The 15,736-nt window shown below is 53.5% G+C and carries 12 protein-coding genes, 2 tRNA genes and 2 rRNA genes; 6 read left to right on the plus strand and 10 right to left on the minus strand.

Going from position 1 to position 15,736, the window contains the following annotated elements:
• Nucleotides 1–20: 20 nt before the first annotated feature.
• Entirely contained in the window at nt 21–752 is a 732-nt protein-coding gene (locus GC090_RS16290) for a class II aldolase and adducin N-terminal domain-containing protein (protein ID WP_006118009.1), read from the plus strand.
• Between the two features lie 84 nt (nt 753–836).
• Here GC090_RS16290 and puuE read toward each other — a convergent pair whose 3' ends face one another.
• Genes puuE through GC090_RS16305 form a run of 3 tightly spaced genes read right to left on the minus strand, consistent with a single transcriptional unit; the run spans nt 837 to nt 3,281 of the window.
• Nucleotides 837–1,796, minus strand: coding sequence for an allantoinase PuuE (puuE, locus tag GC090_RS16295; RefSeq protein ID WP_033738501.1), 960 nt, complete (start codon nt 1,794–1,796; stop codon nt 837–839).
• Between the two features lie 34 nt (nt 1,797–1,830).
• Nucleotides 1,831–2,562 (minus strand): allantoin racemase, encoded by a 732-nt coding sequence (gene hpxA / locus GC090_RS16300; protein ID WP_033738498.1) that lies wholly within the window; start codon nt 2,560–2,562, stop codon nt 1,831–1,833.
• Nucleotides 2,559–3,281, minus strand: a complete 723-nt coding sequence (locus GC090_RS16305; protein WP_006118006.1) for a GntR family transcriptional regulator — start codon at nt 3,279–3,281, stop codon at nt 2,559–2,561. The genes hpxA and GC090_RS16305 overlap by 4 nt, the downstream gene beginning before the upstream one ends.
• Nucleotides 3,282–3,423: 142 nt before the next feature.
• On the opposite strand from GC090_RS16305, the gene GC090_RS16310 reads away from it, so the two are divergent.
• Nucleotides 3,424–4,923 (plus strand): NCS1 family nucleobase:cation symporter-1, encoded by a 1,500-nt coding sequence (locus GC090_RS16310; RefSeq protein ID WP_033738495.1) that lies wholly within the window; start codon nt 3,424–3,426, stop codon nt 4,921–4,923.
• Nucleotides 4,924–5,146: 223 nt separating this feature from the next.
• On the opposite strand, the gene GC090_RS16315 is transcribed toward GC090_RS16310, so the two are convergent.
• A tRNA-Asp gene (locus GC090_RS16315) sits at nt 5,147–5,223 on the minus strand.
• Between the two features lie 134 nt (nt 5,224–5,357).
• Nucleotides 5,358–6,089: a DNA polymerase III subunit epsilon gene (gene dnaQ / locus GC090_RS16320; protein WP_324020417.1), complete on the minus strand. Its 732-nt coding sequence runs from the start codon at nt 6,087–6,089 to the stop codon at nt 5,358–5,360.
• 53 nt (nt 6,090–6,142) lie between these two features.
• On the opposite strand from dnaQ, the gene rnhA reads away from it, so the two are divergent.
• Nucleotides 6,143–6,610 carry a ribonuclease HI gene (gene rnhA / locus GC090_RS16325; RefSeq protein WP_006118003.1) on the plus strand — a complete coding sequence of 156 codons (468 nt, stop codon included), beginning with the start codon at nt 6,143–6,145 and terminating at the stop codon, nt 6,608–6,610.
• Here rnhA and GC090_RS16330 read toward each other — a convergent pair.
• Nucleotides 6,595–7,329, minus strand: a complete 735-nt coding sequence (locus GC090_RS16330) for a class I SAM-dependent methyltransferase (RefSeq protein ID WP_006118002.1) — start codon at nt 7,327–7,329, stop codon at nt 6,595–6,597. The genes rnhA and GC090_RS16330 overlap by 16 nt on opposite strands.
• Nucleotides 7,330–7,369: 40 nt before the next feature.
• On the opposite strand from GC090_RS16330, the gene gloB reads away from it, so the two are divergent.
• Nucleotides 7,370–8,125 (plus strand): hydroxyacylglutathione hydrolase, encoded by a 756-nt coding sequence (gene gloB / locus GC090_RS16335; protein ID WP_054688126.1) that lies wholly within the window; start codon nt 7,370–7,372, stop codon nt 8,123–8,125.
• Nucleotides 8,126–8,196: 71 nt separating this feature from the next.
• Nucleotides 8,197–9,573, plus strand: a complete 1,377-nt coding sequence (mltD, locus tag GC090_RS16340; RefSeq protein ID WP_282498543.1) for a murein transglycosylase D — start codon at nt 8,197–8,199, stop codon at nt 9,571–9,573.
• A 100-nt stretch (nt 9,574–9,673) separates the two neighbouring features.
• Here mltD and GC090_RS16345 read toward each other — a convergent pair whose 3' ends face one another.
• The gene (locus tag GC090_RS16345; RefSeq protein ID WP_006117999.1) at nt 9,674–10,465 is read right to left on the minus strand and encodes an endonuclease/exonuclease/phosphatase family protein; all 792 of its coding nucleotides are present in this window, start codon (nt 10,463–10,465) and stop codon (nt 9,674–9,676) included.
• Nucleotides 10,466–10,772: 307 nt separating this feature from the next.
• Between GC090_RS16345 and yafC the strand changes: the two genes are divergently transcribed.
• Complete coding sequence (yafC, locus tag GC090_RS16350; protein ID WP_205957307.1) at nt 10,773–11,705, plus strand: DNA-binding transcriptional regulator YafC; 933 nt, start codon at nt 10,773–10,775, stop codon at nt 11,703–11,705.
• 404 nt (nt 11,706–12,109) lie between these two features.
• On the opposite strand, the gene GC090_RS16355 is transcribed toward yafC, so the two are convergent.
• The 3 genes from GC090_RS16355 to GC090_RS16365 form a co-directional block, all read right to left on the minus strand.
• Nucleotides 12,110–12,186: transfer RNA gene (locus GC090_RS16355), tRNA-Asp, on the minus strand.
• A gap of 237 nt (nt 12,187–12,423) precedes the next feature.
• A 5S ribosomal RNA gene (gene rrf / locus GC090_RS16360) occupies nt 12,424–12,539 on the minus strand.
• 103 nt (nt 12,540–12,642) lie between these two features.
• Nucleotides 12,643–15,548: ribosomal RNA gene (locus GC090_RS16365) — 23S ribosomal RNA — on the minus strand.
• Nucleotides 15,549–15,736: the final 188 nt, after the last annotated feature.

The raw sequence follows: 15,736 nt of genomic DNA on the forward strand, positions 1-15,736 counted from the left end.
GTTCATTTTCAGGAGGGAATATGGCGCTTTCTTTTGAAGAGCAGACCCGTATCGATCTGGCGGCGGCCTTTCGCATTATTGCCCATCTGGGCATGCATGAGGCGGTAGCGAACCATTTCAGTGCCGCCGTTTCACCGGATGGTAAGCAGTTTCTGATGAACCCAAAGTGGAAACACTTTTCACGGCTTCGCGCCAGCGACCTGCTGCTGCTCAATGCAGAAGATACCGCCTGTGGAGAGCGGGACGATGTAGACGCCACCGCCTGGTCGATCCATGGGCAAATTCATCAGCGGCTGCCAGAAACCCGGGTCGTGATGCATCTGCATCCGGTTTACACCACCAGCGTCGCCTGTCTGGCGCAGCCACACATTCCGCCTGTCGATCAAAACAGTGCGCGCTACTTCAACCGTATCGCGGTGGATACCCTGTACGGGGGCATGGCAGACACTCAGGAGGAAGGCGCCCGACTGGCCAGCCTGCTGACCGATAAGCGTCGTCTGTTGATGGGTAATCACGGCGTTATGGTTACCGCCCAGACGGTGGGCGAGGCCTATGATGATATCTGGACACTGGAGCGGGCCTGCCAGATTCTGGTCACCGCCTGGTCTACCGGGCAACCGTTGAAGGTGCTGAGCGACGAGGTCGCGGAAAAAACGGCCCGTGACTGGGAAGGCATCCCCGACTTCTCTCTGCGGCATTTCGAAGAGATGAAGCAGTTGATGATTGAGGCCGATCCCACGTTATGTGACTGAGTGGGGCCGTGCGGACGACAATGCCGGAAACCGGGGCAGCGCGTGGCGACATCCTTTTGCCGTCAAGCGCTTGCCGCCGGGAGATTACGCCTCTGGCGCGGGGTAGGTTTTTATCCAGTGATCGGCAATCTGCTGCCGGGTGCAAATCCACACATCTTTATGCTGCTGAATGTGGTCGAGGAAATTTTGCAAGGCGCGGAATTTTCCCGGGCGACCTAACAGGCGGCAGTGCATCCCCACCGACATCATTTTGGGCGCGGTTTCGCCTTCTTCATACAGCACGTCGAACGTATCGCGCAGATAGGTGAAGAACTGCTCTGCGGTATTGAAACCCTGGGGCGAGGCAAAGCGCATATCGTTGCATTCCAGCGTGTAAGGAATGATCAGATGGGGTTTTACCGTACCGTCCTGACAGGTGACCTGAGTCCAGAATGGCAAATCATCACCATAATAGTCGCTGTCATAACTGAAGCCGCCCTGTTCCACCACCAGCCGCCGCGTATTGGGGCTGTCGCGTCCGGTGTACCAGCCTGTGGGCGCTTTGCCAAACAGGTCCGTTAACACATCCACCGCCTGCTGCATGTGCTGACGTTCGGTTTTAGCATCAATGCCCTGATAGTGGATCCAGCGCCAGCCGTGGCTGACCACGTCATACTGCGCCTGTTTGATGGCGTCCACGATGTCCGGGTGGCGCGCCAACGCCATCGCGACGCCAAACACGGTCAGGGGCAGTCCGCGCTTCTGAAACTCATTGTGAATGCGCCAGAAACCGGCACGGGATCCATACTCGTACAGGGATTCCATCGACATATGCCGATCCGGATAACTGGCCGCCCCAATGATGTCAGACAGGAACTGTTCTGAACCCGTGTCGCCGTGCAAAACGTTGTTTTCTGCCCCTTCCTCATAGTTGAGTACAAACTGCACCGCGACGCGCGCTTTCTTTGGCCAGCGCGCATGTGGAGGCTTTCCACCGTAACCGATCAGGTCACGCGGGTAATTCTTATTGAAGCTGTAGGTTTTTTTATCCTGGCTTTCAGTCATCACTTGCATCCTGTCGTTGAACGGGAACATCTGCTTAGTTTAGGTGCTGAAAGACACCTGAGAGCGGTTTATGTAGCGGATAAGCTAAATCGCCTTGTTTACTGGTGCCAAAACCCAGCGCCACCAGCGATTCCACCATCTTGACGGCGGCGCTGACGCCATCAATCACCGGCATCTCCAGCTCTTTTGTCAGCGACGCGGCCAGCGTTGCCATGCCCCCACAGCCTAAAACAATGGCGCCACAGCCATCTTCCCGCTTTGCCTGGATACAGCGCTGGCGCACTTTCTCCTGCGCCACGCCGCTGCCGTCTTCCAGCGCCAGCACGGGTAAATCAATAGCATGTAAAGCGGCACAATGGTGCGTAAAACCGTACTGCTGAAGTAAATGGCGTGCGATGACCAGCGTGCGGGGCAACGTCGTGACAATTGAAAAACGCGTTGCCACCAATGTGGCGGTATGCATGGCCGCCTCCGCGATACCGATGACCGGCCCGCTGGCCAGTTCGCGTGCCGCCAGCAAGCCAGGATCGCCAAAACAGGCAATCACATGGCCACTAACGCCCTGCGCTTTGCCGAGCTTCACCTGTTCCAGCACGCCGATCGCCGCTATCGCCTCATCAAAATGCCCTTCAATCGACGGCACGCCTTGCGAAGGGCAAACGGCAATAATGTCCGTTCCAGGTGCGGCCACCGCGCGGGCCGCCTGACCGATGGTTTCGGTCATCGCCTGGCTGGTATTGGGATTGATAACCTGAATCAGGCTCATGATACAGCTCCTTTATGCCCGGCAAACAGTCGGGAAAAATCCGGTAGTGTTTCGCCTCCGCGCTCAAAATGGAGGCTGGCAACGATGTGTTCAAAATGGTGCTGCAGCGAGGCGGTCAGTGATACCAGGTCTTTTTCCCGGAGTCGCTGGAGTAACTGGCCGTGATCGTCACAGCGACAACCGCGCTGCCAGGGCGCGCCCCAGGTGGCAATCACCAGCGACGATCGCTGGGCCAGTTGCGTCACCAAATCCGTTAATACCTGATTGCCCGAAATCGCCTGCAACTGGATATGAAAGGCCGCGGACAGACGAATCGCCGCCGGCCCGTCATGCCGGGCAATCGCTTCTTTTTCCTGCTCAACCAGGGCCGTGAGCCCGGCCAGGTGGGGTGCCTGCAGATGTTCCAGCACCGCAGAAAGATTGCCGCACTCAAGCAGGCTTCGGGTGCGGAAAATATCCCGCGCTTCCTCCACGCCCGGTGTGGCGACATGTGCACCACGTTTGGGCGTGAGCGTGATCATTTGCACCGCAGCAAGGCGCTGCAAGACCTTACGGATGCCCGTGCGGCTCACGCCAAAGACCTCTGAAAGCGCTTCTTCCGGCAATTTGCTGCCGGGCGGCAGTTGATGTTCGACAATGGCGTTCATTAACGCCTGATAGATAGGTTCATCTTTATCATGCAGCTCGGCCGCCGTTCTCTGGCCTGTTTCACTCTTCATCACCCGCTCCGGTAAACATCATTGCGTCACTTATCGTATACGTTAAAAATAAATTTTGTATACAAAAAACAAATCTGGCCTGGATCCTGCAATGTGATTTCACAAGGTTATTTTATTCATGTCTTTGAGAGGAGCAGGTTTCATGCCAAATCATTCAACGGTGGGTAACACATCGGCCTCTGAAGCCGGAAAAGCATACAGTCCGAAGCTATGTAATGCTGACCTGGCGCCTACCCGTCATCAAAACTGGTCGTGGTACAACATCTTTTCCTTCTGGATGTCGGATGTGCACAGCATGGGCGGCTACGTGGTCGCGGCAAGCTTCTTCACATTAGGGCTGGCCAGCTGGCAGGTGCTGCTGTGTTTGCTGGCGGGGATCTGTATTGTTCAGCTCTGCGCCAACCTGGTCGCTAAACCCAGCCAGATGGCCGGCGTGCCTTATGCGGTCATTTGCCGCCAGGCATTCGGTGTCTTTGGCGCCAATATTCCGGCGGTGATCCGCGGCCTGATTGCGTTTGCCTGGTACGGTATTCAGACCTGGCTGGCGGCGAATGCGCTGATGCTGGTGCTGCTGAAGTTTTATCCGTCGCTGGAAAGCCTGACGCACAGCCACTGGCTTGGCTTATCGCAACTGGGCTGGTACTGCTTTGGCGTGATGTGGGTTCTGCAGGCGATGGTGTTCTGGCACGGCATGAGTGCGATTAAGCGCTTTATTGATATCGCTGGTCCCGCCGTTTACGTCGTCATGCTGGCACTGGCGGGCTGGATTGTATACAAAACCGGATTCGACGGTATTTCGTTTACGCTGGCCAGCAAATCGCTGTCCGTCGGTGAACAAACCTGGCAGATGATTACGGCAACGGCACTGGTCGTGTCTTACTTCTCAGGCCCGCTGCTGAACTTTGGTGACTTTTCTCGCTACGGCAAAAGCATGAGTGAGGTTCGCCGGGGTAACCGCTGGGGACTGCCGTTCAATTTCCTGCTGTTCTCCATCGTGACCGTTGTGATTGTATCGGGTACGCAGTCCTTGTTTGGTAAAATGATCACCGATCCTATCGAAACCGTGAGCATGGTTGGCAGCGATTTAGCCGTGGCGATTGGCTTACTGACCATGATCACCGCGACGATTGGCATCAACATTGTGGCGAACTTCGTGTCTCCTGCTTTCGATTTTTCTAACTGCTCGCCTCAGAAAATCAGTTTTCGTACCGGGGGGATGATTGCAGCGGTGGGTTCGGTCCTGCTCACGCCGTGGAATTTGTTCCAGTCGCCTGAACTGATTCACTATACGCTGGACGTACTGGGTTCGTTTATCGGGCCTTTGTTTGGCATTCTGTTAGCCGATTTTTACCTGATCAAAGGCGGTCGTATTTCTGTGGACGATCTGTTCGATGCCACACCGCAGGGGCGCTACTGGTATCGCGGTGGATTTAACCCAAAAGCCATTGTTGCCCTGCTGCCCTCGGTCGCTATTTGTCTGGTGATTAGCTTTATCCCTTCTCTGCATCAGGTCGCCAACTTTAGCTGGTTTATCGGCGTGGCGCTGGCGGCGAGCTGCTACTGGCTGGTGGCGCGGGAAAAACAGGTTGCAGGAAAACATACGACAATCCCGTCGGGTGCCGTCGCGATGCAGAAAGACTGATTCACGCTTACTCTCAGTCAGTCCGTTTCTGTGAGGACTGGCTGTGGGAACGTCGTTCTTACCCTGCCTTTATGGGGCATTTATTGGGTGCGACGGGCATCAGATCGAAAATACGGGATAGCACTGAGCGTGACGGGCAAACCGGCTGTTGAGAGGAAGACGAGAAACGTCCAGAGCCAGAAAGCAAAAACGCCATGCTGATAACCAGCATGGCGTCAAAATTTGGCGGAACGGACGGGGCTCGAACCCGCGACCCCCTGCGTGACAGGCAGGTATTCTAACCAACTGAACTACCGCTCCGCGCTTTGTTCCCCGTCGGGAACGAGGCGCATATTAATCACATCATTACTCGCCGTCAACGGTTTTCCCCCTGCCCGCTTCCGTTTGCTGCTATTTTCGCCCCGATGTTGATTTTACACACAAATCTTTGCGACTCAGGCGCGCCAGAGGCAACTGCCCCCCTTCTTCATGATCAGATCCAGCCGTGATTCGTGATGACTGATTTCCTCATCACTGGCGGTGACCACGCGCAATCCTGATATGGGCCGAACGATGCGCTGAATGCCTTCGCTCTGCTGCTGACGCGAGCGATCCTCTTCCGACGAGAAAGACAAGGACGTTTGTCCGCCCGTCATGGTTAAAAAGACTTCGGCCAGGATCTCGGCATCGAGCAGTGCGCCGTGCAACGTACGCTTACTGTTGTCTATCTCGTAACGTGAACACAGCGCGTCGAGGCTGTTGCGCTTACCGGGGAACATACGGCGCGCCATCGCCAGGCTGTCAGTAATCTTGCAGAAGGTTTCCGTTTTTTCGATGCCGCGCTCAAGCTTGCTGAACTCATAATCCATAAAGCCGATATCAAACGAGGCATTATGAATAACAAGTTCTGCACCACGGATGTAGTCAAGAAACTCATCGGCAATCTCACTGAAGGTCGGTTTATCCAGCAGAAACTCATCGGCAATACCGTGAACGCCAAACGCTTCCGGGTCGACCAGCCGATCGGGCTTGAGATACATGTGGAAGTTGTTCCCTGTCAGGCGACGGTTCACCACTTCAACGGCACCGATCTCAATGATGCGGTGACCTTCATAATGCACCCCGATCATATTCATACCGGTGGTTTCAGTATCGAGAACGATTTGGCGGTTATTTGCAGTGCTCATAGGGCTCGTTTTATGTCAGACTTGGCGTTTTGTCAGAAGGAAGTCTACCAGAGATGCGCAAACAGGTAGAAATTTATACCGATGGTTCCTGCCTCGGCAACCCGGGCCCGGGGGGTTATGGCGCAATTTTGCGTTATGGGCAACATGAAAAAACATTTAGCGCCGGTTACCGCCTGACGACCAATAATCGCATGGAACTGATGGCGGCTATCGTCTCGCTGGAAGCCCTGAAACAACCCTGTGACGTGGTATTGAGTACCGACAGTCAGTATGTGCGCCAGGGCATTACGCAATGGATTCATAACTGGAAAAAACGCGGCTGGAAAACAGCCGATAAGAAGCCGGTTAAAAACGTCGATCTGTGGCAACGGCTTGATACTGCGCTCAGCACCCATCAGATTCAATGGGAGTGGGTTAAAGGCCATGCGGGCCACCCGGAGAATGAACGCTGCGATGAACTGGCACGCCATGCCGCAAACCATCCGGCTTTTGATGATATCGGCTATCAACCAGAATCCTGATCGTTGACGTGTCTGAACTGCCGTGTCGCATTCACAGGCTGCGGCAGGGGCCTTTTGCTCAGACTCATCCTTGCCTTGGTCGGCGTGAGGGGGAAACTGCGCTTACGCGCAACGACGATATTCAGGCACCCTAAAGCAGGTAAGTGAGCGCTGATCATTCTGCCGCCCTGCCGGTGCCAGGGCAACACCTGAAAACGCGTACGAAAGACCACTTCATAATTCAGCAATCCCAGCCAGTCCAGTAATCGCATCTGGCTGAACATGCGCCCGCTCCAGGGCGCTTTACGCTGTATTCCGGGTACTATTTTACTGATACCCAGCAGACTGAACGGATTGAAGCCGCTGATTATCATCCAGCCATCATCGATCAATACCCGGTCCACTTCCCGCAATACCCGGTGGGGATCCTGACTCCAGGATAACGTATGGGCCAGTAAACAGGCATCGACAGACTTGGCTTCGAACGGGAGCTGGGTGGGATGCGCCAGGACCTGTAAGCCTTCACCTTCGACACCTACGCTGACCTGATGGGAAATCGCGCACTGTTCCGTATTGATTTCTGCGCTGAGGTTGCCAAGCTTAAGCATATGAAAGCCATAAAGCTTTCCGAGGTAAGGCTGAAGTTGCTGCGTCAGGGCATCGCGAAAGTAAATGCCCCATGGCATATCGTGCCATGAGCGTGGGGCGTTCAGGATTTGGCGTGTCTTGGCGGGCTTCATGCTTTACCATTTTCCTTTTAACGACCAGCGAGAGGTATTTATGAATCTTACCAGCATTCCTGCACTGCAAGATAACTACATCTGGACGTTAACAGATGACGAAGGAAAATGCCTGATTGTTGACCCGGGTGAAGCCCAGCCGGTTCTGGAGAAAATTCAGGCCAATGGCTGGCAGCCTGTCGCCATTTTGCTGACGCATCATCACAACGATCATGTCGGTGGCGTGAAAACGCTCTGTGAACATTTTCCCGAGATTGCCGTTTACGGTCCGCAGGAAACGGCAGATAAAGGGGCAAAAACATGCGTGCGTGAAGGAGATAACGTTGACGTTTTGGGCCTGTCATTCGCGGTCATCGCTACGCCGGGGCACACTTTAGGACATATCTCATATTACAGTGCACCTTATCTTTTTTGTGGAGATACGATGTTCTCAGGTGGTTGCGGACGGCTTTTCGAAGGCACCCCCGAGCAAATGTACCAATCCTTTCAAAAGCTTAACTCGCTCCCGGAAGACACATTGGTGTGCTGTGCGCATGAATATACTTTATCCAATTTGAAGTTTGCTGCCGCAATTTTACCCCACGATCCGCAAATAACGGCTGAATACCATAAAATTAAGGACTTACGGGCCGAAAACCGCATTACTTTACCTACAAAACTGGCCCATGAGCGTGTAATAAATTTATTTCTCCGAACGCAAGATGCTGATTTACAACGCGCTTTAAACGTTGATGCTGGGGTTGGGCCCGTATGGCAAACATTTGCTGTTCTACGCGAGAAGAAAGACGCTTTTTGATTTTTCGGGTTGTGTTGTGAAGGACCGTCACGTATAGTTGCTCGTCTTTTAAGCGAACTATTGACACACACATGAAGGCTAAAGCGATATTATTCGCCTCGGTCTTGCTGGTAGGATGTCAGGCATCACGGAATGACGCCAATATCCCCGAACAGCATGCCCAGAGTCTGTCTTCAGCTGGTCAAAGTGAAAATGGAAAATACGGTGATCGACTTTTATCGCCGCGATGGCAGGAAGATGGAACTGGCCTCGCAGAAGATAATGATCTCTGGCGTTTCATTAGTGACGAGTTGAAGATGGGGATTCCGGAAAACGCCCGGATCCGCGAACAGAAATTAAAGTTTTTAAAAAATAAGAGCTATCTCCACGATGTAACATTACGGGCAGAGCCGTACATGTACTGGATAGTCGAGCAGATTAAGAAACGTAATATGCCGATGGAACTGGTACTGCTACCCATAGTGGAGAGCGCTTTTGATCCTCACGCAACGTCATCTGCAAATGCCGCTGGCATCTGGCAGATCGTTGGGAGTACGGGTCGAAACTATGGTTTAAAACAGAACCGTTACTACGATGGTCGTCGCGATGTTGTCGCCTCAACGAAAGTAGCACTGGATATGATGCAGCGTCTTAATACGATGTTTGGTGGTGACTGGCTTTTGACAGTGGCGGCTTACAACAGCGGAGAAGGACGGGTACTCAAAGCGATTAAACAGAACAAGGCGCGCGGTAAGCCTACCGACTTCTGGCATCTTTCGCTTCCACGTGAAACCACGGTTTATGTACCAAAAATGTTGGCCTTGAGCGAGTTGCTTAAGCACAACAAGCGTTACGGTATCAAACTGCCGACGCCTGACGAAAACCGTGCTCTGGCACGCGTTGAAGTGGGTCAGCAGATAAAACTGACGCAGGCCGCAGAAATGGCGGGGATGTCGCTCACCAAGTTGAAGAGCTTCAATACCGGTTATAAAGGCGGCGCAACAGCACCCAATGGGCCACATTACATTCTGGTGCCGAAGTCTAACGTCGCAAAGCTGCGTGATTCACTGGCTTCCGGTGATATCTCTGCCGTGCAGCCCACACAACTGGCGAAAGCCAGCAATGAGGGGGGCTACAAAGTGCGAAGCGGCGATACCTTATCCGGTATTGCGAATAAGTTAGGCGTCAGCGTGGCCGCACTGAAGCAGCAAAATAACCTGCGCAGTGCCAGTATTCGTCCCGGTCAGTTACTGACTGTGGGTTCGAATGGCACGAGCCTGGCGGATAATAGCAACAGCATCACCTATCGCGTTCGTAAGGGTGATTCTCTTGACAGTATCGCCCGTCGTCACGGCGTTAACATCAAAGACGTGATGCGCTGGAACAGGGTTGTGAGTAACGCAAAAGATATTCAGCCTGGTGACGAGCTCACGTTGTTCGTTAAGAATAACGCAACACCAGATACCTGATACGTTGAAAAGGCTGACATTTGTCAGCCTTTTTTCTTGTTTGATTCTACATCCTGCCCGTGACCACGTTCTCTCTGCCCTTTCCTGCCTGATGTCACCTTTATCGTCTGGTACTGAACTCAACCAAAAGCGGGTTATGGTCGGATGCCTGCGTCACCAGAACCGAGGCTTCACTGACGTGTATATCGCGATAAAAAACGAAATCTAAAGGTCTGCCAAAGGCTTTACGCCGGTGATCAGCGGTAAACATCACCTCTTCCAGTTTCATCTGATGCGCAAAGCGATAGAGGGCGTTAATGCGCTGGCGGCTCCAGGCGTTGAAGTCGCCCGCCATAATGACAGGCCCGCGATGATGGATAATCTGTTCGCCAATGGGGCCGAGCTGCTTGCTGTAAACATCCACGCCCAGGCTAAAATTTACCGCGTGGATGTTCACAACCATCAGCATCTCGCCCGTGGGAAGCGGATACGCCGTGACTAAGGCGGATTTTGAGAGCCTTAACAGGGGTTCTCGCTCGCGCAGGGGGCAACAATAAACAGGGTGAGCAGAAGCTAACGTCATGACGCCAGAGGGGTGCTGAGGCAGTACTAAAGCCGGAACCTGATCGGCCGCCAGATAGTTACTGGTCGCAAAGCGGATTAGCTCGGGCGTCGTCTGCGCTTCCTGAAGCAGAACCAGATGGGCATCCTTACCAAACCCTTCCAGCACGGACATCCAGTCAGCGCGCTGCTGCTTAAAGATATTCCATACTAATACTTTCAAAGTGGGATCGGCGGGCAGTGGCTCACCCGGTGGCAGTGCCTGGCCGAGATGAAACATGGCACCCGGAGGAAAGATCCTTTCCGCTGGCTGTCCGGCTACATATCTCATCGCATAGGTTTTTTTGCGCACTGTCCCGCCTGGCTAATCATTCAGAAATTCATGTCACTTATCTGTTATAGGGATTTTAGTACGCAGTTTCAATCGATGCCGACGATTGTTCGAGACCGCCCTCCCACTTTATTGTCGTCACGAATGGCGTAATCCGGCCTGTGCAGACCGTTTCTTCCACTAAAAAGATAACCGGCCTGACGGAAAGGCGCTTTCGTCTTCTTTAGCCCGCTTTACCAAAAAGCCATCCGCGCCAAGGGGGTAAACGGCAGGCTGTGCTTTAATTAGCGGTATATGGCCTCAGGCGCTATTTCACATGAAGGAAACAATGAAGGCATCTTCTGAAGAACTCAAAGTATTTGTCAGCGTGGTTGAAAACGGGAGCTTTAGCCGCGCGGCAGACGCCTTGCAGATGGCCAATTCCGCCGTCAGCCGCACCATCAAAAAACTGGAAAATAAACTCGGACTGGCTTTACTGACGCGCACCACACGCAATCTTGCGTTAACGCAGGAAGGAGAACGTTATTTCCAGCAGGTTCAGCATTTTCTTCAGGTGATGACGGCCGCAGAAGACGCGTTGATAGAGAGCCGTCATGCGCCCAAGGGGTTGTTACGTATTGATGCCGCCACTCCGGTCATACTGCATCTCCTGATGCCCATGATAAAAGCCTTTCGGGAGCGCTATCCCGAGATTGCCCTTTCACTGATTTCATCTGAAAACTTTATTAATCTCATCGAGCGTAAAGTCGATGTGGCGATTCGGGCAGGCAGCCTTACCGATTCAGGCCTGCGGGCACGACTGCTGTTCACCAGCTATCGCCGCTTTATTGCCTCTCCCGGGTATCTGGAGAAATATGGTATTCCTGTGTGCGCAGCCGATCTGGATAATCATCAGTGTCTCGGTTTTATTGATGCGCCACGTCTTAACCGCTGGCCAATCGCCTGTGACGATGGGGAACTTTATACCATCCGTTCGGAACTGGATTCTAACAGCGGAGAAACCATCAAGCAGCTTTGTCTGGACGGTAATGGGATTGCCTGCCTTTCTGATTATATGGTGCATAAAGAGATCGCTGACGGAAGTCTGGTTGAGATCCTGGCCGATCAACGTTTACCGGTAGAGATGCCGTTCAATGCTGTCTATTACAGCGATCTTGGCGTAAGCCAGCGCGTGCGTGCCTTTATTGATTTTTTAAGCGAATGGGTAGTAGAGCAACCCTGGCATATACAGGCTCAGTTACAGCCGTACACCCACACCTGAAAGCAGTAACTTCCCTCCCCCAAACTGTTTAAACATCATCTTCTGATGACGTTTACAGCGCAAATCCAGCCGCGTTTGCAGCCGTTCTGCGTCCCTGAAAGCGCAGGAGGGCGTAAGCGAATACGGCGTCGTGAGAATGACCGCCTGACAGTGTAGTGCAAAGAGGGTGAGGTGAAGCCGGACCTTCAATACGCCTGTTTTGAGCGCCAGTCGAGGACAGACCGGAATGTCAGCAGGAAGATTGTGCAGCCGGGAGAGTGCGCGGAGGTAATGTCTTTTATATTAAGGAAAGGACTGAGTAGCACGCCAATGCGCGATCAATAAGTTGTGAAGTGATTTCCCTGGGCTGATTGCCGTAGAAATGGAAAAAGCCCTGACCGTTAAGTCAGGGCTTTCCAATTAAGTGGCGGAACGGACGGGGCTCGAACCCGCGACCCCCTGCGTGACAGGCAGGTATTCTAACCAACTGAACTACCGCTCCACCGATTCTGTACTGATCGCAGAAAAACGTTCTGCTGTCAGGTGTTTCGCCCTTCCGCGTCACCGGTAAGGTCATGACCAGCGTGCTGGTCTTAAATTAATGCCTGGCAGTTTATGAATCACGCTGTGATTCACCCTTCGGGCCGCTGCGTTGCAGCGTTCAAAAGCGTTCGCTTTTGTCCTACTCTCTGTTGAGTAGCGAACTGCCCGAAGTTACGTGCAGGTTTTTTAATTTAATGCCTGGCAGTTCCCTACTCTCGCATGGGGAGACCCCACACTACCATCGGCGCTACGGCGTTTCACTTCTGAGTTCGGCATGGGGTCAGGTGGGACCACCGCGCTACAGCCGCCAGGCAGATTCTGTCTGCCGCACCGCCCTCTCAGGCCGCACGGCGTTATCCGGTAAACAAGGCTGAAAATTCTTCTGTCTCTCAACCCAAAACGCCTCTGGCGTTGTAAGGTTAAGCCTCACGGGTCATTAGTACCGGTAAGCTCAACGCATCGCTGCGCTTACACACCCGGCCTATCAACGTCGTCGTCTTCAACGTCCCTTCAGGAGGCTCGAAGCCTCAGGGAGAACTCATCTCGGGGCAAGTTTCGTGCTTAGATGCTTTCAGCACTTATCTTTTCCGCACTTAGCTACCGGGCAGTGCCACTGGCGTGACAACCCGGACACCAGCGGTGCGTTCACTCCGGTCCTCTCGTACTAGGAGCAACCCCCCTCAATTCTCCAGCGCCCACGGCAGATAGGGACCGAACTGTCTCACGACGTTCTAAACCCAGCTCGCGTACCACTTTAAACGGCGAACAGCCGTACCCTTGGGACCTACTTCAGCCCCAGGATGTGATGAGCCGACATCGAGGTGCCAAACACCGCCGTCGATATGAACTCTTGGGCGGTATCAGCCTGTTATCCCCGGAGTACCTTTTATCCGTTGAGCGATGGCCCTTCCATTCAGAACCACCGGATCACTATGACCTGCTTTCGCACCTGCTCGAGCCGTCACTCTCGCAGTCAAGCTGGCTTATGCCATTGCACTAACCTCCTGATGTCCGACCAGGATTAGCCAACCTTCGTGCTCCTCCGTTACGCTTTGGGAGGAGACCGCCCCAGTCAAACTACCCACCAGACACTGTCCGCAGCCCGGATCACGGGCCCACGTTAGAACACCAAACATTAAAGGGTGGTATTTCAAGGACGGCTCCACGCAGACTGGCGTCCACGCTTCAAAGCCTCCCACCTATCCTACACATCAAGGCTCAGTGTTCAGTGTCAAGCTGTAGTAAAGGTTCACGGGGTCTTTCCGTCTTGCCGCGGGTACACTGCATCTTCACAGCGATTTCAATTTCACTGAGTCTCGGGTGGAGACAGCCTGGCCATCATTACGCCATTCGTGCAGGTCGGAACTTACCCGACAAGGAATTTCGCTACCTTAGGACCGTTATAGTTACGGCCGCCGTTTACCGGGGCTTCGATCAAGAGCTTCTCCTTGCGGATAACCCCATCAATTAACCTTCCGGCACCGGGCAGGCGTCACACCGTATACGTCCACTTTCGTGTTTGCACAGTGCTGTGTTTTTAATAAACAGTTGCAGCCAGCTGGTATCTTCGACTGGCCTCGGCTCCGGGAGCAAGTCCCTTCACCTACGCGCCAGCGTGCCTTCTCCCGAAGTTACGGCACCATTTTGCCTAGTTCCTTCACCCGAGTTCTCTCAAGCGCCTGGGTATTCTCTACCTGACCACCTGTGTCGGTTTGGGGTACGATTTCGTGTTACCTGATGCTTAGAGGCTTTTCCTGGAAGCAGGGCATTTATCACTTCAGCACCGTGGTGCCTCGTCGTCACGCCTCAGTGTAAAGTGCACCGGATTTGCCTGGCGCACACACCTACACGCTTAAACCGGGACAACCGTCGCCCGGCCGATATAGCCTTCTCCGTCCCCCCTTCGCAGTAACACCAAGTACAGGAATATTAACCTGTTTCCCATCGACTACGCCTTTCGGCCTCGCCTTAGGGGTCGACTCACCCTGCTCCGATTAACGTTGAACAGGAACCCTTGGTCTTCCGGCGACAAGGTTTTTCACCTTGTTTATCGTTACTTATGTCAGCATTCGCACTTCTGATACCTCCAGCATGCCTCACAGCACACCTTCAACGGCTTACAGAACGCTCCCCTACCCAGCAACGCTTACGCGTCGCTGCCGCAGCTTCGGTGCATGGTTTAGCCCCGTTACATCTTCCGCGCAGGCCGACTCGACCAGTGAGCTATTACGCTTTCTTTAAATGATGGCTGCTTCTAAGCCAACATCCTGGCTGTCTGTGCCTTCCCACATCGTTTCCCACTTAACCATGACTTTGGGACCTTAGCTGGCGGTCTGGGTTGTTTCCCTCTTCACGACGGACGTTAGCACCCGCCGTGTGTCTCCCGTGATAACATTCTCCGGTATTCGCAGTTTGCATCGGGTTGGTAAGCCGGGATGGCCCCCTAGCCGAAACAGTGCTCTACCCCCGGAGATGAGTTCACGAGGCGCTACCTAAATAGCTTTCGGGGAGAACCAGCTATCTCCCGGTTTGATTGGCCTTTCACCCCCAGCCACAGGTCATCCGCTAATTTTTCAACATTAGTCGGTTCGGTCCTCCAGTTAGTGTTACCCAACCTTCAACCTGCCCATGGCTAGATCACCGGGTTTCGGGTCTATACCCTGCAACTTAACGCCCAGTTAAGACTCGGTTTCCCTGCGGCTCCCCTATACGGTTAACCTTGCTACAGAATATAAGTCGCTGACCCATTATACAAAAGGTACGCAGTCACACCACGAAGGTGCTCCCACTGCTTGTACGTACACGGTTTCAGGTTCTGTTTCACTCCCCTCGCCGGGGTTCTTTTCGCCTTTCCCTCACGGTACTGGTTCACTATCGGTCAGTCAGGAGTATTTAGCCTTGGAGGATGGTCCCCCCATATTCAGACAGGATACCACGTGTCCCGCCTTACTCATCGAACTCACAGCCTGTGCACCTTTGTGTACGGGAGTATCACCCTGTACCCTGCGACTTTCCAGACGCTTCCACTGATGCACAAGCTGATGCAGGTTCTGGGCTCCTCCCCGTTCGCTCGCCGCTACTGGGGGAATCTCGGTTGATTTCTTTTCCTCGGGGTACTTAGATGTTTCAGTTCCCCCGGTTCGCCTCATACAGCTATGTATTCACTGCATGATAGTGTGACGAGTCACACTGGGTTTCCCCATTCGGGTATCGCCGGTTATAGCGGTTCATATCACCTTACCGGCGCTTATCGCAGATTAGCACGCCCTTCATCGCCTCTGACTGCCAGGGCATCCACCGTGTACGCTTGGTCGCTTAACCTCACAACCCACAGGCGTTTTGCGCTTGCGTGTCGTGAGCTTTTGAGAGACCCGAACGCATCGTGCTGTGTTCCTTATTACGGAGGAACACGACGTGCGTCGTTTCAAATTTTCAGCTTGTTCCGGATTGTTAAAGAGCAAATATCTCAAACGTGACCCTGAGGCCAGTTTTGAGATACTTCGTGGAGA

Origin of the sequence: Pantoea sp. JZ29, assembly GCF_035190385.1 — a bacterium.
Lineage (GTDB): Bacteria > Pseudomonadota > Gammaproteobacteria > Enterobacterales > Enterobacteriaceae > Pantoea > Pantoea stewartii.